Raw genomic sequence first — 24,891 nt, forward strand, 5'->3', positions numbered from 1 at the left:
GCACGACCAGGGCCTCTATCGCACGGACACCGTTCCGCGCAGATACAGAACTCAACCGGCCGCGGCACCCGGGGAATCGTCGCTCGCGGGTGCCCCTTCTGAACGCAGCCGCACAAACTCATCCGCGATCGCGCGTGCCAGCTTCGCGCACGACAGCGGTGCCGAGCCCTCCGCCTTATTGTTTGTCGTGATGAGCACGCTCTGGCCCGCGAGCGCGTAGCGCGCAGCCAGTTCCGCGAGCGCGTCTCGGGTGTGCGGGTCTTCGTCGATGAGCTTGTCGAACGGTTCGTAACGCGCCTTCGCCTGCTCGTAGCGATAACCGCTGTGCAGGCTCCAGCGCACGATCAGCGGACCCGCCGGGGTCTCGCCGTCCATCAGCGCGAGCGCCGTGGCCTGGCGAAGCGGGTCCGGCATGCGCGCATGCAGCCCCACGCAATAACGCACACCGGCCGCGCGCAGTGTCCTGACGAAGCGCGGCGTGAGCAGGCTCGCATCGCGAATTTCGACTGCGTAGCAGGGGCCGTCGGGCGTTTGCGGTAGTGGAGGCAGGGCCGCGAGGAATACGGACAAGCGCTCGATGAAAGCGGCCGGGTCGGCGAGCAGTTGATCGGGCAGCGGCGGAAACTGGAACACGAGCGCGCCGGCTTTCACGCCGAGCCCCGTGAGACACGGCTCGACGAATTCGCTCGCCGCCAGTTGCGCGTTCAGGAAGCACGGATTCGCAGCGACCGGTTCGCCGCGCTCGCCGCGCACGCTGGCGTCGGTGATCGAGGCGGGCGCCTTCACGATGAACCGGAAGTGGTCGGGCACCTGCTGCGCGTAGCGCAAGTAATCGGCGACGGAGAGCGGCGCGTAGAACGAGCGGTCGATGCTCACGGAGCGCAGCAACGGATGCGCGCCGTATGCAGCAAGACCGTCCCGCGAAAGTTTGCTGTTGCTGTAGTCGTCGCCGTAGACAATGCCGCGCCAGCCCGGAAACGACCACGACGATGTGCCGAGGCGCACTTGCGCCGGCATCTCGGCGGCAAGGTCGAGCGTCGCCTGATCCGCCATCGCGGGGAGCACGCCGCGGGCGCGGCGCTTCGGGGCGGGCGGTGCGGACGCGGCGGCGCGCGCGGGCGCTTGCGCTTCGGAAAAGCCTGCGAATTCCGCGTTCGCAGGGACGGCCTCGGCCCGGGCCGGCGCGGGATTCGGGCGCGGCGGCCGCGGCGCGGTGGCCTTGGGCGCCGGTTCAGGCGCGACGAAGCCGAACAGGTCGGTTTGGGCGTTATCGACCCCGGCCACGGCGTGCGCTTCGTCTGTTACGTCGATGGCGACTCCTTGCTCCGGGGCGTTTCGGTCATTCATACGTATGCGGTCGTGCTGTTCGGGCCGGCTGCGTCGCAAGCCCCGGCGGGGTCGCAGGTCGACCACCCTGCGCCGCGCCATGGATCACATCACAGCGGCCGTTCGTACATGTACCGGCGCGACCATGGCAGCGTCGCTGCGCTGCGGCCGGCCTTGCGGCAGACGATCTGGTAGATCGACACGTCGTCATGCTCGAACGCGTAGGCGCAACCCGCCAGATACACGCGCCAGATGCGGAATTTCTCGTCCTCGACGAGCTTTTTCGCCTCTTGCGCGCGCGCTTCGAAGTTCGCTGCCCACATATCGAGCGTGTGCGCATAGTGACGGCGCAGGCTCTCGACGTCAACCGCTTCCAGCCCGCCGCGCTGCGCTGCCTGGAGCGCGAGGCTGATGTGCGGGAGTTCGCCGTCCGGGAACACGTAGCGGTCGATGAATTCCCCGCCGCCGAGCGCCGTTTCGCCACTGTCCGCATCCGACGACGTAATGCCGTGATTCATCGCGACGCCATCGTCGACGAGCAGGTCGTGCACCTTCTGGAAGTACTCGGGCAGCTTCTTGCGCCCGACGTGCTCGAACATGCCGACGCTCGTGATGCGGTCGAACTGGCCATCGACGTCGCGATAGTCCTGCAGACGGATCTCGATGCGATCTTCGAGCCCCGCAGCCTTCACGCGTGCAGTGGCGAGGTCGAACTGGTTCTGAGAGAGCGTGACGCCGACGCACCGCGCGCCGAACTTCTGTGCCGCACGCAGCACGAGCGCGCCCCAGCCGCAGCCGATGTCGAGCAGACGGTGGCCCGGCTGCAGTCCGATCTTGGTGAGAATGTGGTCGATCTTCTTCAGCTGCGCGGTGGCGAGGTCTTCGTCGCCCTGCTCGAAGTACGCGCACGAATAGACCATGTTCTCGTCGAGCCACAGCTTGTAGAACTCGTTCGAGACGTCGTAGTGGTACTGGATCGCCTTTTTGTCGGTGTTCTTCGAGTGCGTGAAATAGCGGCGCGCGCGCGTGAGCTTGCTCGCTTTCGTGACGGTGCTGCGCGCGAGCGAATAGCTGATGTCGATGATATCGGCGAGCCTGCCTTCGATGTCGATCTTGCCTTTGATGTACGCCTCGCCGAGATTGTCGAGGCTCGGATCGAGCAAGAGCGGCAGCGCCGACGCGCTGTTCACCTTGAGCGTGACGTCAGGTGCAGCGAAGTGGCCGAAATCGTACTGCTGGCCGCTCCAGAGCACGAGACGAGCGGGCAGGTTGGCCTTGTTGCGTACTTCATCGACCCACCGTGCGATCTTCTTCTCCCAGAACATGCGTTTCCCTCCGTGTCGATGCGGAGTTAGCGCTCAAGCACCTACTCCGGTCCCATGCGAGATGGGGGTGGTTCAATCAACGACTGAAGCCCAAAGACAAAAGACAAAAACGAATTGCAGGGTGAACTACAGGGCGAACTACGCGGTAAAGCGGATGGACTGCTGTCGGTGCGCCGCGCCTGTCGATCACCGACTTGAGGCGCCGCGACGGTGTGACGTTACATCAGATCAAGGCAACAACGAGTGAAACGTGACGCAGTAAAGTGCGGGCGGCCACGCTCCGGCGCCGCCACCCGCGGGTGTCAGCGCCTTACGGCGCGAGTCGCTCGATGCGCCATCCGGCGCCCTCGCGTGCATAACGGATGCGGTCGTGCAGGCGCGACGGGCGGCCTTGCCAGAACTCGACGGCATCCGGCACGAGGCGGTAGCCGCCCCAGTGCGGCGGACGCGGCGGGTTCTCGCCGTACTTCGCGATGATTTCACGCTCGCGCGCTTCGAGTTCCGTGCGGCTGCCGATCACGGCGCTCTGCTCGGACACCCATGCACCGATGCGCGAGCCGAGCGGGCGCGAGTGGAAATACGCGTCGCTTTCCTCGTCGCTGGTTTTCTCGACCAGGCCTTCGATGCGCACCTGACGCTCGAGTTCGATCCAGTAGAAGAGCAGGCTCGCGTGCGGATTGACGGCAAGCTCGTGGCCCTTGCGGCTCTCGTAGTTCGTGAAGAAGACGAAACCGCGCTCGTCGACGCCCTTGATGAGCAGGATGCGGGAAGCCGGCCGGCCGTCGGCGTCGACGGTGGCGACCGTCATGGAATTCGGCTCGGGCAGCTTCGCGTCGATCGCCTGGTTGAACCAGGTCTGGAACTGGCGGATGGGATCCGCGTCGACGTCGGCGGCGTCGAGCGAACCAAGTGTGTAGTTCTTGCGGAGGTCGGCGATGGTTGTCATGTTTTATGCAGGCACTTCAGTGCAAACAAGTATAGGTCGAAGGACAAGAAACGCCAGGCGCGCGATCCCGAAGTGACGAGCGGGGCTGCGGGCGCGGAACGATTGTGTCCGATCAGGCAAAATACGGGTCACGCCTTTGTCGCGGACGCATGCGCTTGATACTTACTTGATACGCGCTTGATTCACTCTCCGGTCCGCGGTCAGGCTCGTTTTGGAACTCCATCGTTATGTCCAGTACCCCGATTTCGCCGCAGACCGATCTTACCGCGCTCCCCGCAGCCGATGAAGCCGATAGAGCCCGCCGGTTCGGCGGCGTGGCGCGACTTTACGGCGCGCCCGCGCTCGCCGCTTTCGAGCGCGCACACGTCGCGGTGATCGGCATCGGCGGGGTCGGATCGTGGGTGGCCGAGGCGCTCGCGCGTAGCGCGATCGGCACGCTCACGCTGATCGACCTCGACAACGTCGCCGAAAGCAATACCAACCGCCAGATTCATGCGCTCGACGGCAACTACGGCAAGCCGAAGGTCGAGGCCATGGCCGAGCGCATCAGGTTGATCGACCCGGCGTGCGATGTGCGGCTCGTCGAGGATTTCGTCGAACCGTCGAACTTCGATGCGCTTCTCGGCGGCGGCTTCGACTACGTGATCGACGCCATCGACAGCGTGCGCACGAAAACGGCGTTGATCGCATGGTGCGTGGAGCACCGGCAGCCGCTCATCACCGTGGGTGGCGCGGGCGGACAGCTCGATCCGACGCGCATCCGTATCGACGATCTAGCGTTCACGATCCAGGACCCGCTGCTCTCGAAGGTGCGCGGCCAGTTGCGCAAGCACCACGGCTTTCCGCGCGGGCCGAAGGCGAAGTTCAAGGTGAGCGCCGTGTATTCCGACGAGCCGCTCATCTATCCCGAGGCCGCGGTGTGCGACGTCGATCCCGAGGCCGAGCACGTCACCACGTCGCCGGGGCATCATGCGCCGGTTGGGCTGAACTGCGCGGGGTTCGGGTCGAGCGTGTGTGTGACGGCGAGTTTTGGTTTTGCTGCGGCGGCACATGTGCTGCGGGCGATTGCTGTCGGGGCCACTGCGGGAGCCACGTCGCGTTAAACCTCGGCGCGGTGTTGTTTCGCGCATAAAAAACGCACGGTCCGTGAGAATCGTGCGTTTTTCGTTTCGGCTTGCGTGTCGTCCGGCGTCGTTTCAGTTCAGCGCCATGCTCAACTTGCGCCGCCACTCGCTCACGAGCTGCGGCTGATGCGCGGCGAGATCGAACACCGTAAGCATCGTCTTGCGGCCGATATCGTCGCGGAACGTGCGGTCGCGCTTCACGATATCCAATAGCTGCTCGAGCGCCTCCGCATACTTGCGACGCGCGATCAGGGCGTTCGCCAGGTCGAAACGCGCCTCGAGATCCTGGGGATGCGCGGCCACCTGCGCCTCGAGCGCATCAGTGGGTGGCAGGTCCGCGGCGGCGTCGAGCGCATCGAGGCGTGTCTTGATCGCGTTGAAGCTCGGATCGACGCCCTGCGTGGTCTTCGGCGAGAGCAGGTCGACTTCGTTGCGCGCTTCGTCGGCACGGTTGTCGGCGAGCAGCAGCTCGATCAGATCCATGCGTGCGTCGTCGAAACCTGGATCGTACGCGAGCGCGGCCTGCAGCGCCTCGTAAGCCTCATCGCGGCGGCCCTCTGCGAGCGCTTCTTGGGCCGCGCGCCGCTCGGTCTGGGCGACGTCCGGAATCAGGCCGTCGATGAACTGGCGCAACTGGCCTTCAGGCAATACCCCGATGAACTGGTCGACGGGCTGTCCATCGACGAACGCGACGACGTGCGGAATGCTGCGCACCTGGAAGTGCGCGGCGAGTTCCTGGTTTTCGTCGACGTTCACCTTCGCGAGCTTCCACTTGCCCGCGTATTCGGCTTCGAGCTTTTCGAGCATCGGCCCGAGCGTCTTGCACGGGCCGCACCACGGCGCCCAGAAGTCGATCAGCACGGGCGCGAGCGTCGACGCTTCGATCACGTCCTTTTCAAAAGTGGCCAGATTGGTGTCCATTGCGTCCTCGTTGGGTTTGGTCTGTTGCCGCATGATCTGGGGACGAAACTCACGAGTTCAATCGTTCAATCCGGTGGCCGGCGTGTGCCAGTCCCACCGGGTTGTGCGTTGATTCATTGCGGTTTCTTCTCCGGCAGCGGAATCCATTCTGTTTCGCCGGGGACTTTCCCCATTTCCTGGCGCGTCCACGTGGCCTTCGCGGCTTCGATCTTCTCGCGCGAACTCGACACGAAGTTCCACTCGATGAAGCGGTCGCCCTCCAGTTTCTCGCCGCCGAGCAGCATCACGCGTGCTCCATTGCTGCTGGCGAGCGTGACGGTTTCGCCGGGCACGAGGACGGCCATCGTCGCGGCGTCGAGCGGTGTGCCGTCGATCGACAGATCACCATCCACGAGATACACGCCGCGTTCCTCGTGCTCCGCGTCGAGCGCGATGGCGCTGCCCGGCGCGAACGCGGCGGCAACGTAGAGCGTGCCCGAAAAGGTCTCGACGGGCGAGGTCTTGCCGAACGCCGTACCCGCGATGACGCGCATCGTCACGCCATTGCGCTCGATTTGCGGAAGCGTTTCGGCCGCGTGATGGAAGAACGACGGGGCCGCGTCCTCATGATCGAGCGGAAGTGCCACCCAGGTCTGGATGCCGTGCATGGTCAAGCTCTTCGGAAGATCTTCCTCGGGCGTGCGCTCGGAGTGGACGATACCGCGGCCCGCGGTCATCCAGTTCACGTCGCCGGGGACGATCTTCTGCTTCGAGCCGAGGCTGTCGCGGTGCATGAGCGAGCCGTCGAAGAGATATGTGACGGTGGCAAGGCCGATGTGCGGGTGCGGGCGCACGTTGACACCCGAGCCCGGTTCGAGCGTGGCGGGGCCCATGTGGTCGAAAAAGATAAACGGGCCGACGAGGCGCGCGGCGAGCGCAGGCAGCACACGCCGCACGAGCAGGTTACCGATGTCGCGCGTATGGGGCTTGAGGACCGCTTTGATCGCTGAGGACATGAACGCTCACTTGAGGGTCGAACGGCACGGAAACGGTCCGAACGCGCGGCGGTGTGGCTGCTCTATGCGCGGACGGCGCGGGCGAATACGGCTCGCCCAGTGCGGCCGCGCAACCAGTCGCGGCGGCCTTGCAGGCGAGCCCTCATTCTAGCGCCCGCCCGGGCGAGGCGCTGCACGAGCGCGCGGCTGCCGGTACACTCGTAGACTCAAAAAAACGACGTGGAGTGGACGATGTCGCCGAAGGATCTGTTGCTGGCGCTGGTAGTCGTGCTGGCGTGGGGCGTGAACTTCGTGGTGATCAAGGTGGGGCTGCACGGCGTGCCGCCGATGCTGCTCGGCGCGCTGCGCTTTTTGCTGGCGGCTTTTCCGGCCGTGCTGTTCGTCAAGCGCCCGAAAATCCCGTTGAAATGGTTGCTCGCCTACGGCGTGACGATCTCGTTCGGACAGTTCGTCTTTCTTTTTTACGCGATGTCCGTGGGCATGCCGGCCGGACTCGCCTCGGTCGTGCTCCAGGCGCAGGCGTTCTTCACGCTCGGCTTCGCGGCGCTCTTCCTGCACGAGCGCTTTCACGCGCCGAACGTGATCGGCCTCTTGATCGCGGCGCTCGGCCTCGCGCTGATCGGCATGCAGTCGACGGCGGGTGGCGGCGCACAGGCCATGACACTCATCGGTTTCGCGCTCACGCTCTGCGCCTCCGCCATGTGGGCGCTCGGCAATATCGCCATGAAGAAGGTGGGGCGGGTCGATCTGGTGGGGCTCGTCGTGTGGGCGAGCCTGATTCCGCCGGTACCGTTTCTCGTCCTGTCGTACTTCGTCGAGGGGCCGCAGCGCATCGCTGGCGCGTTGGAAGGGATTGGCGTGCAGTCAGTGCTCGCGATCGTTTATCTCTCGTTCGTTGCGACGATCCTTGGCTACAGCCTCTGGGGCCGCCTGCTCTCCAGGTATCCCGCGAGCCAGGTCGCGCCGTTCTCGCTGCTCGTGCCGATCATCGGGCTCGCCACGGCCTCGCTCACGCTCGGCGAGCGTCTCACTGTGGCCGAGATCGGCGGTGCCGCGCTGGTGATGGGCGGGCTCGTCGTGAATGTGTTCGGTGGCTGGGTGCGGCAGCGCTTCGTGGTCGCGCGATGAGGGCGTTCATGCATGCACGTTGACGTGAGCGGGGCGGCCTCGCACCAGAAAAAACGCCGCGCACCATCGAGGCCGCGCGGCATGCTTGCTGCATGACGCGGCGCGCTCTGAAGCGCGCCTCACCCCTCACGTCATGCGATTCTTCGCAAGCGGCGGATTCGCCGCGAAATAGCGCTTGATGCCCTTGAGAATCGCGTTCGCCATCTTGTCGCGATAGGCATCGTCGTTGAGCTTCTGCTCTTCTTCCGGGTTGCTGATGAACGCGGTCTCGACAAGGATCGACGGAATGTCGGGCGCCTTGAGCACCGCAAATCCCGCCTGCTCGACCGAGCCCTTGTGCAGCTTGTTGATCCCACCCACTTCGTTGAGCACGAAGTTGCCGTAGCGCAGCGAGTCGCGGATTTGTGCCGTCGTCGACATGTCGAAGAGCGCGCGGTTCACGGCGGCGTCGGCGGTCTTGATGTTGATGCCGCCGATCAGGTCCGACGAGTTTTCCTTGTTCGCCATCCAGCGCGCCGCGGCGCTCGACGCGCCGTGGTCGGACAACGCGAACACCGACGAGCCGCGTGCTTCCGGCGTCGTGAACGCGTCGGCGTGGATCGACACGAAGAGGTCCGCGCCCACGCGCCGCGACTTCTGCACACGCACGTTGAGCGGGACGAAGAAATCGGCGTCGCGCGTCATCATCGCGCGCATGTTGGGTTGCGCGTCGATTTTCGCGCGCAGTCTCTTCGCGATGTCGAGTGCGACGTGCTTTTCATACGTGCCCGCGCTGCCGATCGCGCCCGGATCTTCGCCGCCGTGGCCGGGGTCGATAGCGACCGTCAACAGTCGCAGCGTGCCGCCCTTATCCTGCTTTGGCGCGACGAAGCCGTAATTGTCGTCGCTGCTGCCGCTGTCGTCCTGCGCGAGCCCCGGCGCCTTCGGTGCAGACTTCGGCGCGCGTTGTGCGATGACCGGAGGCGCAGCCGGCGCGGGACGCTGCCCGGCCGGACTTGCGGCTGCGCCGGACGGAGCGGGTGTGTTCTGATCGTCGTTCTGCGCGTAGCGCTGGAAGAAGGCGTCGCTGTTGTCGGCGCCCGGCGCATTGGGCACGGCCGTTGGGCCCGCGAGCGTCGAGGGCGGCACGTCGTGGTGCAACGCCTGGCTCGCTTCGAGTTGCTGCTGCTTCTTCTCGGTCTGCGCGATCAGGTCCATCAGCGGGTCGGGCGCGACGGCAGGGTACAGGTCGAACACGAGCCGGTACCGATACGAGCCCACCGGCTGCAGCGCGAACACCTGCGGTTTCACCGAGCCCTTGAGGTCGAACACCATGCGCACGACGTGCGGCTGGTTCTGGCCGACGCGCACGGCCTGGATCTGCGGATCGTTCGGCGTGATCTTCGAAACGAGGTTTTTGAGGGCGTCGTCGAGGTCGAGACCGTTGAGGTCCACGACGAGACGGTCCGGACCCTTGAGCATCTGCTGCGTGGTAGCAAGCGGCTGGTCCGATTCGATCGTGACGCGCGTGTAATCGCGCGCGGGCCACACGCGCACGCCGATCACCGAAGTCGCCCACGCGAGGCGCGGCGCCGCGAGGCCGAGCACCAGCGTGGATGCGCCCGCCTTCAGGATCTGCCGGCGCCGCCAGTTGTGCGTGGCTGAGGCGGCAGATTCGATCGAGCGGAACGGTTTGATTAACATCTTTCTAGACATGCCTTTCCTGATGCGCTGTATGCGTAGGCGGTGAGCACGCGGCCCTCGCCTTGTTCCCCGGGTTCGAGCGAGAACACGAGGTCCGGCACGCCGAGCAGGCCGCCCGCGCGTTGCGGCCATTCGACGAGACACACCGCGCCGGCCGCGAAGTATTCGCGAAAGCCGGCGTCGGCCCATTCAGCCGGATCGCTGAACCGGTACAGATCGAAGTGATAGAGCTGGAGTTCCCCGTTCGGCGTCTCGACGGTGTACGGCTCGACGAGTGTATAGGTCGGGCTGCGCACGCGTCCCGCGTGGCCGAGTGCGCGCAGCGTCGCGCGCACGAGCGAGGTCTTGCCCGCGCCGAGGTCGCCCAGCAGCTGGACGTGCAGGCCGTGAAAGGGCGTTGTCTGGGGCGTTTGCGCGGCTAGCATGCATCGCGCCCGGCAGGCTTCGAGCGCGCGGGCAAAGCGCGCGCCGAACGCGTCCGTGGCCGCCTCGTCGGGCAGTTCGAAGCTGCGTTCGAGCAGGATCGCGGCAAGCGGATGCGACTCTTGTTCGTGACCGGGCATGACGGGCTTGACGGACGTATCGGGCGTAAGGGGCATTCTCGTAAAATAACGCAATGAACCGCAGTCCCTCGCCTTCCTCCTCAAGCCCTGCGCACGCCCTGACGGACGCCGCAGGCCCTGCATCCGATGCGGCACAGGCCGCAACGTCGCCGTGCGAGCCGCACGCGAGCGATCCGTCGCATTCGTCGTCTTCGGTACCGCTCGATGCGGCTGCGCTCGCCGCGCTTGCGACGCGCATCCGGACATGGGGGCGCGAACTGGGGTTTGGTGCAATCGGCATCAGTGACACCGACCTGTCGCATGCCGAAGCGGGCCTCGCCGCGTGGCTCGAAGCGGGCTGCCACGGCGAAATGGATTATATGGCCAAACATGGGATGAAACGCGCGCGGCCCCCCGAGCTTGTGGCCGGTACGCGACGCGTGATTACCGTGCGCATGGCCTATTTACCGGCAGCGGTACTCTCGCCTGGTGCGGCTGCGGTGCAGGGTTTGCCGCCCGAAAACGCGCCGCAGGACGCCGTCGATGCGGCCTCGCGCGACGCCGACACGCCGCGCGAAAGCACCCATGGCGACTGGCGCGCTCGCGAGCGCGCGCGTCTCGCGGACCCGCAGGCCGCGATCGTCTCGATCTATGCGCGCGGTCGCGATTATCACAAGGTGCTGCGAGCACGTTTGCAGCAGCTCGCGGAGCGCATCGAGGGTGAGATCGGCGCTTACGGATATCGCGTGTTCACCGATTCGGCGCCGGTGCTCGAAGTGGAACTGGCGCAGAAAGCGGGCGTCGGCTGGCGTGGCAAGCACACGTTGCTTTTGCAGCGCGACGCGGGCTCGCTTTTCTTCCTCGGCGAGATCTACGTCGATCTGCCGCTTCCCACCGATGCCGACGCCGACGAACAGGCCGAGGCGGCCAACGTGCCCGAAACCGCAGGGGCGCACTGCGGCAGCTGCACACGTTGCATCGCTGCGTGCCCGACGGGCGCGATTACTGCGCCGTATCGCGTGGATGCGCGCCGCTGCATCTCGTATCTGACGATCGAATTGAAGGGCAGCATTCCCCTCGAATTGCGCGAGCTGATCGGCAATCGTGTGTATGGCTGCGACGACTGCCAGCTCGTGTGCCCGTGGAACAAGTTTGCGCAGGCGGCGCCGGTCGCCGACTTCGATGCGCGCCACGGGCTCGATCGCGCAACGCTCGTCGAGCTGTTCGGCTGGAGCGCAAAGGAGTTCGACGAGCGTATGCAGGGCAGCGCGATCCGGCGCATCGGCTATGAGTGCTGGTCGCGCAACATCGCGGTCGCGATGGGCAATGCATTGCGTGCGCCGCGCTCCGACGCCGCCGCGCAAGGTCGCGCAATACACGAAAATGCTACGCAGGATAGTGCATCGCACAATCGTGCTTTGCGCGCGGACCGTGCGCTCGACGAAACGGCCCGCGCGGCCATCGTCGCGGCGCTGCGTTCGCGTGAGCATGACGAATCGGCGCTCGTCCGTGAGCATGTGCAATGGGCGCTCGAGGCAGCGTAAAGTAGCGAACGCGAGAGCCGCGCCGCGGCGCGGACAGATTTGCACGGGATCAGCGTGCGTGCGCTGCATGGGACCGGAGTAAGTGCTCTGCATGGGACTGGAGTAAGCGCTAAAGCGCTAACTCCTGTCGATAGCTAGAGCGCCAACTCTGATCGACAGGAGGCAACAATGTTCAACGCAGTAATCGACGCGCCGTTCGGCAAGGTCGGGATCCGTACCGGCGGCGAGGCGGTGCGCGAGATCGTCTATCTGCCCGAATCGACTGCGAGCCTGCAGCCCGATTGCGCACTCGCGGCGCGCGCGGCACAGCAGATCGAGCGATATTTCGAGAACGCGTCCGCGGAATTCGACCTCCCGCTCGCCGCGCTCGGCACGCCGTTCCAGCGGCGTGTGTGGCAGGGTATCTGCGACATCGAAACGGGTGACGTGCTCACCTATGGCGAACTGGCGAGGCGCATCGGCAGCGAGTCGGCACGCGCGGTCGGCCAGGCGTGCGGCTCGAACCGCTTTCCGCTAGTGATTCCGTGTCACCGCGTGGTGTCCGCGAGAGGCATCGGCGGCTTCGCGCATCATGGCGGCGATGGTTTTTTCCGCGACGTGAAGCGCTGGCTGCTCGCGCACGAAGGTGTGCCCATCCGATGACAACGCTCGCGACCCCACAGGCCGGGCCGACCGGCGACGACGGCGCGCTTGCTGAGCGCGAGTCCGATACACCGATGCTCCCTGCCGGCGATGAAGCCGAAGCGTTAACCCCCGAAGCCTCAGGCGCGCTTTCCGCGAGCCTGCTGTCGATCGACACATTCTGCGACGCGATGTGGCTCGAACATGGCCTCTCGCGCAACACGCTCGACGCTTACCGGCGCGACCTTCGTCTCTTCGCGGCCTGGCTCGCGCGCGAGCGCACGCTCGCGCTCGACGCCACGCGCGAAGACGATTTCCATGCCTACAGCGCGTGCCGCAAGCAGGACAAGTCGACCTCGGCGAACCGGCGGCTTTCGGTGTTTCGCCGCTACTATGGCTGGGCTCTGCGCGAGCAGCGCGTGCATGCGGATCCGACCGTGCGCATCCGCTCGGCGAAACAGGCGCCGCGTTTTCCGACGACGCTGAGCGAAGCGCAGGTCGAGGCGCTGCTCGGCGCGCCCGACGTCGCCACACCGCTCGGCCTGCGCGACCGCACGATGCTCGAACTGATGTACGCGAGCGGGCTGCGCGTCACCGAGCTCGTGACGCTCAAGACCGTCGAGGTCGGCCTCAACGAAGGCGTCGTGCGCGTGATCGGCAAGGGGTCAAAGGAGCGCCTGATTCCGTTCGGCGAGGAGGCGCACGCGTGGATCGAACGCTATCTGCGCGAGTCGCGGCCCGCGCTGCTAGGCGCGCGCACCACCGATGCGCTTTTCGTGACCGCGCGCGCCGAAGGCATGACGCGCCAGCAGTTCTGGCACATCATCAAGCGCCACGCGGCGGCGGCGGGCGTGCATGCGCCGCTCTCACCGCACACGCTGCGCCATGCGTTTGCGACGCACCTGCTCAATCACGGCGCGGACCTTCGCGTGGTGCAACTTCTGCTCGGCCACAGCGACATCTCGACGACGCAGATCTACACGCACGTCGCCCGTGAACGCCTGAAGTCGCTGCATGCGCGGCACCATCCGCGCGGATAGGGAACAGGCGGGCGTCGTGGGTGCTTCATGAAGGCGCTGCGCCGCGCGCCTGCGCCCATTACAATGCGCCGATGAGCAAATCGAAACACGTCTCCGAAACGCCTGCCACGCAGATGCTGCGCCGCGCGGGCGTCACTTTCGGCGAGCATCCCTATGAGTACGTCGAGCATGGCGGCACGTCCGAATCGGCGCGTCAGCTTGGCGTGGATGAGCATTGCGTCGTCAAGACGCTCGTGATGGAGGACGAGCACGCAAAGCCGCTGATCGTGCTGATGCACGGCGATCGCAAGGTCTCGACGAAGAACCTCGCGCGCCAGATCGGCGCAAAGCGCGTCGAGCCGTGCAAGCCCGAAGTCGCTAACCGGCATTCTGGGTATCTCGTGGGCGGCACGTCGCCGTTCGGCACGAAGAAAACCATGCCGGTCTACGTCGAGTCGACGATCCTCGAACTCGACGAAATCTGGCTCAACGGCGGACGCCGCGGCTATCTGGTCAGCCTCGCGCCCGCGACGCTGGTCTCGCTGCTCGGGGCAACGCCGGTGCAGTGCGCGAGCGTCGAGTGACGGCTGCGGTTAGCGCGAGCGCCTCCGTCTTTGCCTCAGTACGTTCCCTGATTCTTCCCCGGTTCGCGCGCACCCCGCGTGCGCGCTTCGGTAGAATGGGCGCGCCTCGCCTGGCCATGAAGGCCACGTCCTACTTAACCTCTACCGGGTTTCCTGCATGTATAACCTGTTCGTCGCCGTTCTCGCCTATCTGATCGGTTCGGTTTCGTTTGCCGTGGTCGTGAGCGCCTTGATGGGCCTCGACGACCCGCGCTCCTACGGCTCCGGCAATCCCGGTGCGACCAATGTCCTTCGCAGCGGTAACAAGAAGGCCGCCGTGCTCACGCTGCTCGGTGATGCCTTCAAGGGCTGGCTGGCCGTGTGGCTCGTCGCGCACTTCGGTCCGGGCTTCGGCGTCGGCGACGATGCGATCGCGCTCGCCGCCATCGCCGTGTTTCTTGGCCACCTCTATCCGGTGTTTTTCCGCTTCAAGGGCGGCAAGGGCGTTGCGACCGCCGCGGGCGTGCTGCTCGCCATCCATCCGGTGCTCGGCGCTGCGACGCTGCTCACCTGGCTCATCATCGCGTTCTTCTTTCGCTATTCGTCGCTTGCGGCGCTTGCCGCCGCCGTGTTCGCTCCGCTTTTCGACGTCTTTCTGTTCGGCCCGAACGTTATCGCGCTCGCGATTCTCGCGATGAGCGCGCTGCTGTTCTGGCGTCACCGCTCGAATATATCCAAGCTGATCGCGGGCACTGAAAGCCGCATCGGCGACAAGAAGAAGGCTGCGGGAGCTGGTGAGTAGCCCACATCTGCGGCGAACGCGGGGTCGATCCGTCATTCGCGACGGCGCGCCCGGCGGCAAATCCCGCCAACGCGGTCGAGCAGTTCGGGCTCGATTGGGGTGATGTCCGGGGATGGGATGCTTCGTGAAGGGGCGGCGCTGCGGCGCCGCTTTTTTTTGCCCGCGCAAATCTGATATGCCGATGGCACCTCGCGAGGCGCCCAGATTCGGCCTAGCCGTATTGGACGACCTTACAGCTAGATGGGGGGGCGTTATGCTGTTTTTGCGCGGACTCTGAAGCTTGTCCTGAAGCAAGAGTAGCGGACGTTTGGGCAACAGGCGCGCACGCAATCACCCAAAAACCCAACGATAGGTTATTATCCAATTCATGCCCACTGTTCTTCGCGTGCCCGGCTATCGCGTGGTGATCTATCCGAACGACCATCGCCCCGCACATATCCATGTCGAAAGCCCGCAAGGCTCATGTGTGTTCAACCTGAATTGCCCGGACGGTCCGTTCGAATTGCGTGAGTTATATGCGCTCGCGGCGCAGCACGTCGCGCACCTCGTACGTGTGCTCGAGCCGGAAATATTCCTGCTATGCAGGTCTTGGTGGAGGATCCATGGTCAGCATTGATCACGAGCAGATTACCCGCGCACGCGCGGCCGGCGCGCTAAGCCCGGTCGTCGTGTCCGCCCGCTACAGTCGCGCCCACGCGCGGCTGGAAATCGAGTTTGCCAACGGCGTGTGCCTGGCCGTACCGGTCACACTCATTCAGGACCTGCAGATGCTCGAGCCGCGGCCAACCGCATCGCAACTCGCTGAGGTCGAGGTCTGGGGTGGTGGTCAGTCGGTATATTTTCCGCGGCTCGACCTTTCGGTGTGGGCGCCGGGTTTGCTGCAAGGCGTTTTCGGCACGCGCGGATGGATGCGCGAACTTGCGCGCGGCATGGGGTCGGCCACGTCGCCCGCGAAAGCGGCCGCCGCGCGCGCCAACGGGCGCAAGGGCGGCCGCCCGCGCAAGCAGCCAGTGGCGATAATTCAGGAAGCCGAGAAGACGGCGTAATCCGTCAATGCAGGCAAGGCGTCTGGAAGTGCGCGACCGGATGGGCCGCGCATGGCACGATCAGTCGCGGAAGTTGTTGAAGTCGAGCGGGGTATCGGTCACGTCCTTGCGCAGCATGGCGATCACACTCTGCAGGTCGTCGCGCTTCGTGCCGGTCACGCGCACGGCGTCGCCCTGGATGCTCGCCTGGACCTTGATCTTGCTGTCCTTGATGAGCTTGACGATCTTTTTTGCGAGATCGCCCGAGACACCTTTCTTCACGGTGATGACCTGCTTTACCTTGTCGCCGCCGATCTTCTCGATCTTGCCGTAGTCGAGGAATCGCACGTCGACACTGCGCTTGGCCATCTTGGCGATCAGCACGTCCTTGACCTGACCGAGCTTGAAGTCGTCGTCGGCGAACGCGGTCAGTTCGCGTTCCTTCTGCTCGACGCGCGCATCCGAGCCCTTGAAGTCGAAACGCGTCGAGATCTCCTTGTTGGATTGCTCGATGGCGTTCTTCACTTCGATCATGTTGGCTTCGCAGACGACGTCAAACGATGGCATTGCTTTCTCCCAATAGTGCGGGTGGTTTGGACACCCGACGCAGCCCCGCAAAACGGTACTGCGCCGCGCAGTCGCTATAATCACAGACCGACGCCATTCTACCGGCGCCGTTGCGTTTGCCCAAGGCCGTGCGTCCGCGCGCCATAGGACACCGGCGGGACACCGGCGGGGCACCGGTAAGCCGCTTCGCACAAAATCTGACTGGCCCTGACCGGGGGCAGCCGGTACCGCAGTGCATGTGGCGCATCAAGGACGGGTCGCCGGGTGTTTGCCAGATCCGACCTGCTGGTCCAGTTCGCGTTTTGTTCGCTTTTCCGTTTGGTTCGCTTTGCCTTTTCGTTGGCTCTGATGCCCGCCCTTGACCCGATCATCGTTGATCCGTCCCCCGTCTGGTTTGCCGACGGCTATGCGCTGCGCGCACACAACACGTTTGGCTTCGACGTGCGCGCGCGCTATGCATGCCGGATCGATAGCGAGTCCGCCCTGACCGACGCCGTGCGCGACCCGCGCGCGGCGGGTCTGCCGATGCTCGTGCTGGGCGGCGGCAGCAACGTGGTGCTCACGCGCGACTACGACGGCCTCGTGCTGCTCGTGGCGCTGCGCGGCCGCCGCAAGGTGCGCGAGGACGCCGATGCCTGGTATGTCGAGGCCGCCGCTGGCGAGAACTGGCACGAATTTGTGGCGTGGACGCTCGACGCGGGCATGCCAGGCCTTGAAAACCTCGCGCTAATCCCGGGCACGGTGGGCGCGGCGCCGATCCAGAACATCGGCGCCTACGGGCTGGAGATGGCCGAGCGATGCGCGTCGGTGCGGGCGGTCGAGATGGCGACGGGCGCGGTCACGGAGTTCGATGCCGCCGAATGCGCTTTCGGCTACCGCGATAGCTTCTTCAAGCGCGAAGGGCGTGACCGCTACCTGATTACATCGGTGACTTTCCGGCTGCCGAAGGTGTGGCAGCCGAATGCCGGCTACGCAGATCTTTCGCGCGCGCTGGGTGACCACCGCCTGACCAGTGCACCCGACGCGCGCGCCATCTTCGATGCAGTCGTGGCCGTGCGGCGCGCGAAGCTTCCGGACCCGTTGCTACTCGGCAACGCGGGCAGTTTCTTCAAGAATCCGGTGATCGAGGCGCCGCAGTTCGATGCGCTGCTAGCGCGCGAGCCGCAGATCGTCTCGTACCGTCAGGGCGACGGGCGCGTGAAGCTCGCAGCGGGCTGGCTCATCGACCAGTGCGGCTGGAAGGGCCGCGCGCTGCGCTCGGCGGCCGTGCACGATCGCCAGGCGCTGGTGCTCGTGAACCGCGGCGGCGCGACGGGTGCCGACATCCTCGAACTTGCGCAGGCGATCCGGCGCGATGTCGAGGCGCGTTTCGGCGTGGCGCTCGAGCAAGAGCCGATTTGCCTCTAGGCGCGGCTGACTCCAGACACTGGAGCGGCAGCGGCGCGCAAGGCCCCCTCACATTACCCCTTCACGCCACCTTGTCCTGGGCCGCGAACAACGGCCCTTGCACGAACCGCACATCATATTGCTGCAGCTGCTCGAACTGGGCGGCATCGACGACGCGGTTGAAAATAAGCGGAATCTTGAGCCGCGCGGCATAGGTCACGAGCGGCTTGACCATTGAGTCGCGCAGTGCCGAGCTCGCGTCCATCTTCACGAAATCGAGCCGTGCCGAGTCGGATACCGCCATATCGGACACCGAAATGATCTGGCCGGCGTTCGCCAGATTGCCCGCCACTTTGAACCCATGCCGCTGATAGCTCTTCGTCAGATAGCTGACGAAGGTCCGGTGTGCAACTGCCGCCGAGGGCAGCTCGATCACGATGCGTCCGGGATTGAGCCCGAACGACACCAGGATGTTCGAGAAATGGCGTCCGTGGTCGTATTTCACACTCTTCAGCAACCGTTCATGGACGCGCAGGAACAGTAGCCCATGCTGCTGTGAACCCAGGAAATTGATCGCGTGCATCGCGCGCACCATGCGGTCGAGCGCGACCAGTTCGGGGTCGTCGAGCGAGTCCTGAAACGGGTCGCACGGCACCGTGCGACCGTCTTGCGCACGCAGCGTCTCTGCCTGGAATCCCAGTTCGTCGCCGAAGCGCGCGGCACTCGCGAGGTCTGCCGTCAGCGACTGCACGCCGCTGTGGACAGTGATGTCGTAGATTGGCTCGTAGGCCGAGAGCAGCTCCACGTCACGCCGTCTTGCGACGGCCTGGCCTGCGAACGCGCCTGTTCCCATTGCGAGGTGCTCGCCTAGAAACGGGTGAAGGGCTGCGCGAGCAACAAGCTCGGGAATTGTCGGAGCAATCATGGTGGTGTGAGTGGCGGCGCTGGCACGACGTGCAAGCCCTGGACCGCATGATGCGATGGTAGCAGCGCGCACGCCTGTCGATTCGACTTCTTGGTCATAACCTTAGTGCTTCGCGGGCCAGATCGGCCAGGGTTTACACCATATTTCACTAATCGGAATCCGTTTTACTATTCGTAAAACTGCGCGACGCTTTGCCGCCGTGCGCCGTCGAATTCAAACCAGATCACCCTCCACCGGCGTGCGAGCCGGCACGGAGCACGTGGAGACACAGCCATGAACGCACCCTCGCGACACCCTGCCAGGACCGCCGACGCCCAGCGCGGCTACATGACCGGCTTTGCCAATGAATTCGCGACCGAAGCGCTGCCCGGCGCGCTGCCCGAGGGCCGGAATTCGCCGCAGCGCGTGGCGTATGGCCTGTACGCCGAGCAGCTCTCTGGCACCGCGTTTACCGCGCCGCGCTCGCACAACCGCCGCACGTGGCTCTACCGCATCCGTCCGGGCGCGGTGCATCAGCCGTTCACGCCAGTTGCCAAGCATGCGTCGTTCATTGGCGCGCCGCGCCTCGTCGCCGACTTCGGCGCCGTGCCGCCCACGCCGCCCAACCCGTTGCGTTGGGATCCGCTGCCGATGCCGGACGTGCCCACGGATTTCATCGACGGCTGGGTGACGATGGCGGGCAACGGCTCGGCGGCGTCGATGAGCGGCTGCGCGATTCACCTCTACGCGGCGAACCGTCCAATGGTCGACCGCTTCTTTTACAACTCGGACGGCGAACTGCTGATCGTTCCGCAGCAAGGCCGCCTCGCGATCGCCACCGAGATGGGCAAGCTTGACGTCGAGCCGTTCGAGATCGTCGTGATTCCGCGCGGTGTGCGCTTCACGGTCGAACTGCCGGACGGCGAAGCGCGCGGCTATATCTGCGAGAACTTCGGCGCGCTGCTGCGTCTGCCGGATCTGGGTGTGATCGGCTCGAACGGTCTCGCGAATCCGCGCGACTTCCTCACGCCGCATGCCGCCTATGAGGACCGCGAAGGCCAGTTCGAACTCGTCACGAAGCTGAATGGCGAGCTCTGGCGCGCGGACATCGGCCATTCGCCGCTCGATGTGGTCGCATGGCATGGGAACTACGCGCCGTACAAGTACGACCTGCGCCGCTACAACACGATCGGTTCGATCAGCTACGACCATCCGGATCCGTCGATCTTCCTCGTGCTGCAATCGCCGACCGACACGCCGGGCGTCGATTCGATTGACTTCGTGATTTTCCCGCCGCGCTGGCTCGCCGCCGAGAACACGTTCCGTCCGCCCTGGTATCACCGCAACGTCGCGAGCGAATTCATGGGCCTGGTGCACGGCGTCTACGATGCGAAGGCCGAAGGCTTCGTGCCGGGCGGTGCGAGCCTGCACAACTGCATGGTGGGCCACGGCCCCGACGAGCAGACTTTCGAAAAGGCGTCGAGCGTGGATACGACGAAGCCGCACAAGGTCGACGACACGATGGCCTTCATGTTCGAAACGCGCAACCTGATCCGTCCGACGCGTTACGCGCTCGAATCGCAGCAACTGCAGGCTAACTACTACCAGTGCTGGCAGAGCCTCGCAAAGCATTTCAATCCGGAGCAGCAATGAGTAGTCAATTGATGGACGAACTTCAGGCGACGCGCGACCCCGCGCGCAAGAGCTGGCTCGACAGCGCCAACGATCCGCAATGCGATTTTCCGATTCAGAACCTGCCGTTCGGCGTGTTCAGCAACGCAACGAATCATGCGCCGCGCGTGGGCGTGGCGATCGGCGATCTCGTCGTCGACCTTTCCGTGCTCCACACGGTGGGATTGCTGCGACTTCCCGCGAATGCGCCGCAGGATGTGTTCGCCCGCGGCGCACTGAACGGCTTTATCGCGCTCGGCCGCGAGACGTGGCGCAGCGTGCGCGTTCAGCTTTCGTCGCTGCTCGCGCGTGAGACCGCATCGTTGCGCGACGACGCTGCGTTGCGTGCGCGCGCGTTCGTGCGTCAAGCCGACGCGACGCTGCACCTGCCGGTGGAAATCCCCGGCTATACCGACTTTTATTCGTCGAAAGAACATGCGACGAACGTCGGCTCGATGTTTCGGGATCCGAAGAATGCGCTGCTGCCGAACTGGTCCGAGATGCCGATCGGTTACAACGGCCGTGCGTCGTCGGTGGTGGTGAGCGGCACGGCAGTGCGCCGCCCGAATGGCCAGTTGAAGCTGCCTGATCAGGAGCGGCCGGTGTTCGGCGCGTGCCGCAAGCTCGACATCGAACTGGAGACGGGTTTCATCATCGGACGCGGCAACGCGCTCGGCGAGCCGATTGCGTGCGAGGACGCGGAGGATCACATCTTCGGGATGGTGCTGCTCAACGACTGGAGCGCGCGTGACATCCAGCAGTGGGAGTACGTGCCGCTCGGGCCGTTCAACGCGAAGACCTTCGCGACGTCGATCTCGCCGTGGGTCGTGACGCTCGACGCACTCGAACCGTTCCGCGTCGCGCAGCCGCAGCAGGAGCCGCAGCCGCTCGAATACCTGCGCCACAAGGGCAATCACGCGTTCGATATCGCGCTCGAAGTGCTGCTGCGCCCCGAAGGTGCCGCTGAAGCCTCGACCATCGCGCGCACCAATTTCCGCCATATGTACTGGTCGATGGCGCAGCAGCTTGCGCATCACACGGTTGCGGGCTGCAACACGCGTGTCGGCGATCTGATGGGTTCGGGCACGATCTCCGGTCCGACTCCGGACTCGTTCGGCAGTCTGCTCGAACTCACCTGGAACGCAAAGAACCCGCTCGCACTGAACGGCGGCGGAACGCGCGGCTTCATCGAAGACGGCGACGAACTCACGCTTGCGGGCTGGTGCCAGGGCGATGGTTATCGCGTCGGCTTTGGCATCTGTGTCGGCAAGATTCTGCCGGCAAACAAGGCGTAAAGAAACGCAAAGCGCGTCTTTATTCGGCGCATGCAAAAACGGCCGGCACGCGATGAAGCGTGCCCGCCGTTTTCGTTTGCAATCCGGGATATCGATTCACGACTGCACGCGCGACTGCGCCACACCGCGTATGCGTTCCCAACGCAGCGCGCCGAGAAACACGAGTGCGCCCACGAAAAGCACCCACGGCATCGCGTCGTGTCCGGCGTGCTCCATCAGTGCACCCGTGACGATCGGGCCCGCGAAGCTCGCCGCGCTCCACGATGTGTTCACGATCGCGCTGGCGGACACGAGCGCTGCACCCTCGAAACGTTCGCCGCACGCGACGATCGCCAGCGTATAGATCGATCCGGCCGCCGCGCCAAGCACGAAGAGGAGCGGCCAACGCAGCCACGGCATGTCCATCACGAGCGTGAGGAGCGGCAGTAGCGCCGCCACGACGACACCCGCCAGCGCATGCACGCGTTCGCGTCCGAGTTTGTCGGCGAGCCATCCGATGGGGAACTGCATCGTCGTGTCGCCGAGCAGAACCACCGAGGCAAACAGCACGGCCACTTCACTTGTGATGCCGTGGCCGATCGCGAAGAGCGGCAAAAGCGAGAGCGCGAGCGTGTCGAAGAGCGCGAAGAAACCGGTGGCGACCACGAGCGCGGGCATCGCCGGCAGCACGTTGCGCCAGCTTCCGTGCGGCTCGTGCTGACCGGTGCCTTGCGGGTTCGAGCGCATCGCGGCGAGCATCGGCAGCGCGACGAGAAAGATCGCGCCGCACAATACGAAGCGCCATGCCGTGTAAGCGGCGATCTGGCTCACCAGCACCGGCCCGGCCATCTGGAACAACGTGAACGTGGTCGCGTAGATTGCGACGACGCGGCCGCGGGTCGCGTCGTTTGCGAGCTGATTGACCCACGCTTCGCCGATCGTGAACAGCAGCATTAGCGCCGCGCCGCAGATCACGCGCAGCGCAGCCCATATCCACAGGTCCGCGCTCAGTTGCATGAGCGCGGTTGCAGCGGCGACGGCGCTCACCGCGCCGACGATCACCGCGCGATGACCGAAGCGCGTCGAGATCCATGCGGTGAGCGGCACGATCGCAAGGCCGCCGAGCGCCTGTGCGGCGGTCAGGAGTCCGACGATGGAGGTGCCGTGGCCGGCCTCGGCGAGCGCGAGCGCCGTGAGCGGAATCGTGGCGCCGGAGCCGAGGCCGACCACGGCGACGCTCAGGATAAGCGCAAGAAAATCGCGCGAGAGGACGGTTTTCATCGGGTGCGATGCTAAAACGAGGCGCGGCTTACGCGGTAGCGTAGTCCGCGCACGATTTCCCGCATGCGATTCAAGCGCAGGAAATCGGCTCCGGCGCACTCACGCGGCGACGCGCACGGCGGTCGATCTGCGCGGAGACGAACGTGAGCGCGAGCGCCGCGATGGCCATCGCCACGCCGAGCCACGGCAGCGAGGTGAGCGGCGCACCCGCGCTGATCGCGACGCCACCGAGCCACGCGCCTCCCGCATTGCCGAGGTTGAACGCGCCCTGGTTGAGCGTCGAGGCGAGGTTCGGCGCGTGGCTCGCGCGATCGACGATGAGCATCTGCAGCGGCGGCACAATCGCGAACGCCAGCACGCCCCATACGAAGACGGTCGCCATCGCGGCGATCTGGTCGTGCATGGTGGCCGCGAACACGGCGAGCACGAGCCCGATCGAGGCGAGGAATCCGAGCAGCGAACGCATCAGCTTCCAGTCGGCGAGCTTGCCGCCGAGTGTGCTGCCAACGGTCAGGCCGAGGCCGAACAGCAGCAGCACGAAGGTCACTTCGTGCGGACTGAAGCCGGTCACGTCTTCGAGGATCGGCGTGATGTAGGTGAACACGGAGAAGAGGCTCGCCGATGCCAGCACGCTCATGCCGAGGACCATCAACACCTGTGGGTCCTTCAAGACGCTGAATTCGTGAACGAGACTTGCGCGCTGCATTTCGATCTTCGCGGGCAGGCACACCCGCAGCGCGAGCGCCGCGAGCACGCCGATGCCGGTCACGGCCCAGAACGTCGCGCGCCACCCGGCGATCTGCCCGAGCGCGGTGCCGAGCGGCACGCCGAGCACGTTTGCAAGCGTGAGCCCGGTGAACATGAGCGCGATGGCCTGGGCACGGCGGTTCGGTGCGACGAGGCCAGCCGCGACCACCGAGCCGATGCCGAAGAACGCGCCGTGGCAGAACGCGGTGACGATGCGCGCGGCCATCAGGATTGCGTAGTTCGGCGCGAGCGCGCAGAGCAGGTTGCCGACGATGAAGATGCCGATGAGCCGCATGAGCGCGGCCTTGCGCGGCACGTTGGCGATCGCGATGGCAACGATCGGCGCGCCGATCGTGACGCCCAGCGCGTAGGCGGAGACCAGCATGCCGGCGGCGGGGATCGAGACGGCGAGGTCACGCGCCACGTCGGGCAGGAGGCCCATGATGACGAATTCCGTGGTGCCGATGCCGAAAGCGGCGACGGCAAGGGCAAGGAGGGGCAGCGGCATGGATGATGTGGTCGGAAGGCGCGGCGGACGTCGCGGGTGAGCCGCCGCTATTAAGTCAACGCGGAATTGTACTGAATCCTGACACATCGCATACGGCCCGCTTTTAAACGTGCTTTTTTCACCGACTCTGCCTGGCAAGGTGGCCTAACGGCAGGCTGGACGGCCATCCTTTACGATTTCTTCAGGTTGCCTCCATGGTCGGAAGAACCGGCCCGTCGCACGATGCTTGTGCGATGGGGTTCGCGCCTGCCGGGCGTGGCGCAGCCCGATCGTCCGCGAGGCGCATGGCGGCACGACAGATGCGCACCCCTTCCGGAGCGATGAAATGAACATGTTGAGCGCAATGCGTCTGGCGGTGGCCTGCGCGGCCGCCTGTTTCGCAGGATTCGCCTGGGCCGATTCGCAGCCCGATGCGTCGCCTGGTAGCCCGCAGGCGTCACAGGATGTGGGCGGCATGCCGTCGACGATGGGTGCCTCGGGTGGGCCGACGGCTATCACACACGAGCAGATTTATCAGGATCTCATCCGCTCCGAGCAGAACGGCACGCTCGAAAAACTGCAGAAGACGCTGTACAACGGCGGCTGATCAGCGCCGCGCAGGGGGCCGCAGCGCTGTTTTGACGGGGGCACAGCGCGAACAGGCCTTATGTCGGGCCCATGCCGACATGCTTTCGATCAGGTGCATGCGGCCCGTCAGCCGACAAGGCTGGAACCACGTATTCGTGCGCAGCTCGCCGAGTCGCGAGCTGCGCTCGGCGAGCGCCGGATCGAGCCAGTGAAATATCGCGTCGGGCTGAGCGAGGCGCACGCGGGTTTCGGCGATCACGAACGGTTGCGCGTGGCGGCTACACCGCAGCGCGAGCGGGTCGTCCGCATACCAGCGCAGCATGGCGTCATAGCTACCCCATTCCCACTTCCCACTATGCGCGGAGCGTAGCCGCCCGCGCTTGCTGTCCGCAGGATCCCAACGCGTCGATTTTCACCGCCCG

At 65.3% G+C, this 24,891-nt stretch carries 25 protein-coding genes; 13 read left to right on the forward strand and 12 right to left on the reverse strand.

The window, feature by feature from the left end; all coding sequences use genetic code 11:
• Positions 1 to 51: 51 nt before the first annotated feature.
• From L0U80_RS02625 to pdxH, 3 genes are all read right to left on the reverse strand, one after another.
• Complete coding sequence (locus L0U80_RS02625) at positions 52 to 1,347, reverse strand: DUF72 domain-containing protein (protein ID WP_233862335.1); 1,296 nt, start codon at positions 1,345 to 1,347, stop codon at positions 52 to 54.
• 89 nt (positions 1,348 to 1,436) lie between these two features.
• The gene (locus tag L0U80_RS02630; protein WP_233862336.1) at positions 1,437 to 2,651 is read right to left on the reverse strand and encodes a class I SAM-dependent methyltransferase; all 1,215 of its coding nucleotides are present in this window, start codon (positions 2,649 to 2,651) and stop codon (positions 1,437 to 1,439) included.
• Between the two features lie 310 nt (positions 2,652 to 2,961).
• Complete coding sequence (gene pdxH, locus L0U80_RS02635) at positions 2,962 to 3,597, reverse strand: pyridoxamine 5'-phosphate oxidase (RefSeq protein WP_233862337.1); 636 nt, start codon at positions 3,595 to 3,597, stop codon at positions 2,962 to 2,964.
• Between the two features lie 227 nt (positions 3,598 to 3,824).
• Here pdxH and tcdA point away from each other — a divergent pair, with 227 nt between their 5' ends.
• Complete coding sequence (tcdA, locus tag L0U80_RS02640; RefSeq protein ID WP_233862338.1) at positions 3,825 to 4,700, forward strand: tRNA cyclic N6-threonylcarbamoyladenosine(37) synthase TcdA; 876 nt, start codon at positions 3,825 to 3,827, stop codon at positions 4,698 to 4,700.
• Between the two features lie 93 nt (positions 4,701 to 4,793).
• Here the strand turns inward: tcdA and trxA are convergent, their stop codons facing one another.
• Entirely contained in the window at positions 4,794 to 5,642 is an 849-nt protein-coding gene (gene trxA / locus L0U80_RS02645; protein WP_233862339.1) for a thioredoxin, read from the reverse strand.
• 113 nt (positions 5,643 to 5,755) lie between these two features.
• Positions 5,756 to 6,637, reverse strand: coding sequence for a pirin family protein (locus L0U80_RS02650; RefSeq protein ID WP_233862341.1), 882 nt, complete (start codon positions 6,635 to 6,637; stop codon positions 5,756 to 5,758).
• A 231-nt stretch (positions 6,638 to 6,868) separates the two neighbouring features.
• On the opposite strand from L0U80_RS02650, the gene L0U80_RS02655 reads away from it, so the two are divergent.
• The gene (locus tag L0U80_RS02655; RefSeq protein WP_233862343.1) at positions 6,869 to 7,765 is read left to right on the forward strand and encodes an EamA family transporter; all 897 of its coding nucleotides are present in this window, start codon (positions 6,869 to 6,871) and stop codon (positions 7,763 to 7,765) included.
• Between the two features lie 126 nt (positions 7,766 to 7,891).
• On the opposite strand, the gene L0U80_RS02660 is transcribed toward L0U80_RS02655, so the two are convergent.
• Positions 7,892 to 9,460 carry an N-acetylmuramoyl-L-alanine amidase gene (locus L0U80_RS02660; protein ID WP_233862344.1) on the reverse strand — a complete coding sequence of 523 codons (1,569 nt, stop codon included), beginning with the start codon at positions 9,458 to 9,460 and terminating at the stop codon, positions 7,892 to 7,894.
• Positions 9,442 to 10,011: a tRNA (adenosine(37)-N6)-threonylcarbamoyltransferase complex ATPase subunit type 1 TsaE gene (gene tsaE, locus L0U80_RS02665; protein WP_233865611.1), complete on the reverse strand. Its 570-nt coding sequence runs from the start codon at positions 10,009 to 10,011 to the stop codon at positions 9,442 to 9,444. The genes L0U80_RS02660 and tsaE overlap by 19 nt, the downstream gene beginning before the upstream one ends.
• A 53-nt stretch (positions 10,012 to 10,064) precedes the next feature.
• Between tsaE and queG the strand changes: the two genes are divergently transcribed.
• The 7 genes from queG (at position 10,065) to L0U80_RS02700 (ending at position 15,585) form a co-directional block, all read left to right on the forward strand.
• The gene (gene queG, locus L0U80_RS02670; protein WP_233862345.1) at positions 10,065 to 11,534 is read left to right on the forward strand and encodes a tRNA epoxyqueuosine(34) reductase QueG; all 1,470 of its coding nucleotides are present in this window, start codon (positions 10,065 to 10,067) and stop codon (positions 11,532 to 11,534) included.
• A gap of 168 nt (positions 11,535 to 11,702) precedes the next feature.
• A complete protein-coding gene (locus L0U80_RS02675) occupies positions 11,703 to 12,176 on the forward strand; it encodes a methylated-DNA--[protein]-cysteine S-methyltransferase (protein ID WP_233862346.1) in 474 nt (157 codons plus the stop codon).
• A 74-nt stretch (positions 12,177 to 12,250) separates the two neighbouring features.
• A complete protein-coding gene (gene xerD, locus L0U80_RS02680) occupies positions 12,251 to 13,195 on the forward strand; it encodes a site-specific tyrosine recombinase XerD (RefSeq protein WP_233865614.1) in 945 nt (314 codons plus the stop codon).
• Between the two features lie 71 nt (positions 13,196 to 13,266).
• The gene (gene ybaK, locus L0U80_RS02685) at positions 13,267 to 13,758 is read left to right on the forward strand and encodes a Cys-tRNA(Pro) deacylase (protein ID WP_233862348.1); all 492 of its coding nucleotides are present in this window, start codon (positions 13,267 to 13,269) and stop codon (positions 13,756 to 13,758) included.
• Between the two features lie 157 nt (positions 13,759 to 13,915).
• Positions 13,916 to 14,539 carry a glycerol-3-phosphate 1-O-acyltransferase PlsY gene (gene plsY, locus L0U80_RS02690; RefSeq protein ID WP_233862350.1) on the forward strand — a complete coding sequence of 208 codons (624 nt, stop codon included), beginning with the start codon at positions 13,916 to 13,918 and terminating at the stop codon, positions 14,537 to 14,539.
• Positions 14,540 to 14,906: 367 nt separating this feature from the next.
• Positions 14,907 to 15,155, forward strand: a complete 249-nt coding sequence (locus L0U80_RS02695; protein WP_233862352.1) for a DUF4160 domain-containing protein — start codon at positions 14,907 to 14,909, stop codon at positions 15,153 to 15,155.
• Positions 15,142 to 15,585, forward strand: coding sequence for a DUF2442 domain-containing protein (locus tag L0U80_RS02700; protein ID WP_233862354.1), 444 nt, complete (start codon positions 15,142 to 15,144; stop codon positions 15,583 to 15,585). The genes L0U80_RS02695 and L0U80_RS02700 overlap by 14 nt, the downstream gene beginning before the upstream one ends.
• A 60-nt stretch (positions 15,586 to 15,645) precedes the next feature.
• Here L0U80_RS02700 and L0U80_RS02705 read toward each other — a convergent pair whose 3' ends face one another.
• A complete protein-coding gene (locus tag L0U80_RS02705) occupies positions 15,646 to 16,131 on the reverse strand; it encodes a YajQ family cyclic di-GMP-binding protein (protein ID WP_233862356.1) in 486 nt (161 codons plus the stop codon).
• Positions 16,132 to 16,479: 348 nt separating this feature from the next.
• Here L0U80_RS02705 and murB point away from each other — a divergent pair, with 348 nt between their 5' ends.
• Positions 16,480 to 17,538 (forward strand): UDP-N-acetylmuramate dehydrogenase, encoded by a 1,059-nt coding sequence (gene murB, locus L0U80_RS02710; RefSeq protein WP_233862357.1) that lies wholly within the window; start codon positions 16,480 to 16,482, stop codon positions 17,536 to 17,538.
• Positions 17,539 to 17,599: 61 nt separating this feature from the next.
• Here murB and L0U80_RS02715 read toward each other — a convergent pair whose 3' ends face one another.
• Positions 17,600 to 18,442 (reverse strand): EAL domain-containing protein, encoded by an 843-nt coding sequence (locus L0U80_RS02715; RefSeq protein ID WP_233862359.1) that lies wholly within the window; start codon positions 18,440 to 18,442, stop codon positions 17,600 to 17,602.
• A gap of 273 nt (positions 18,443 to 18,715) precedes the next feature.
• Here L0U80_RS02715 and hmgA point away from each other — a divergent pair, with 273 nt between their 5' ends.
• Complete coding sequence (hmgA, locus tag L0U80_RS02720) at positions 18,716 to 20,074, forward strand: homogentisate 1,2-dioxygenase (protein WP_233862361.1); 1,359 nt, start codon at positions 18,716 to 18,718, stop codon at positions 20,072 to 20,074.
• Positions 20,071 to 21,387 (forward strand): fumarylacetoacetase, encoded by a 1,317-nt coding sequence (gene fahA, locus L0U80_RS02725; protein ID WP_373322090.1) that lies wholly within the window; start codon positions 20,071 to 20,073, stop codon positions 21,385 to 21,387. The genes hmgA and fahA overlap by 4 nt, the downstream gene beginning before the upstream one ends.
• A 96-nt stretch (positions 21,388 to 21,483) precedes the next feature.
• Here fahA and L0U80_RS02730 read toward each other — a convergent pair whose 3' ends face one another.
• Positions 21,484 to 22,647: an MFS transporter gene (locus L0U80_RS02730; RefSeq protein WP_233862363.1), complete on the reverse strand. Its 1,164-nt coding sequence runs from the start codon at positions 22,645 to 22,647 to the stop codon at positions 21,484 to 21,486.
• A 70-nt stretch (positions 22,648 to 22,717) separates the two neighbouring features.
• On the reverse strand, positions 22,718 to 23,902 hold the full coding sequence (locus L0U80_RS02735; protein WP_233862365.1) for an MFS transporter: 1,185 nt from the start codon (positions 23,900 to 23,902) through the stop codon (positions 22,718 to 22,720).
• Positions 23,903 to 24,227: 325 nt separating this feature from the next.
• Between L0U80_RS02735 and L0U80_RS02740 the strand changes: the two genes are divergently transcribed.
• Positions 24,228 to 24,488: a hypothetical protein gene (locus L0U80_RS02740; protein WP_233862367.1), complete on the forward strand. Its 261-nt coding sequence runs from the start codon at positions 24,228 to 24,230 to the stop codon at positions 24,486 to 24,488.
• Here L0U80_RS02740 and L0U80_RS02745 read toward each other — a convergent pair whose 3' ends face one another.
• Positions 24,489 to 24,791 (reverse strand): hypothetical protein, encoded by a 303-nt coding sequence (locus L0U80_RS02745; RefSeq protein WP_233862369.1) that lies wholly within the window; start codon positions 24,789 to 24,791, stop codon positions 24,489 to 24,491.
• Between the last annotated feature and the right edge of the window lie 100 nt (positions 24,792 to 24,891).

The organism is Paraburkholderia adhaesiva, from assembly GCF_021390575.1.
GTDB lineage: Bacteria > Pseudomonadota > Gammaproteobacteria > Burkholderiales > Burkholderiaceae > Paraburkholderia > Paraburkholderia adhaesiva.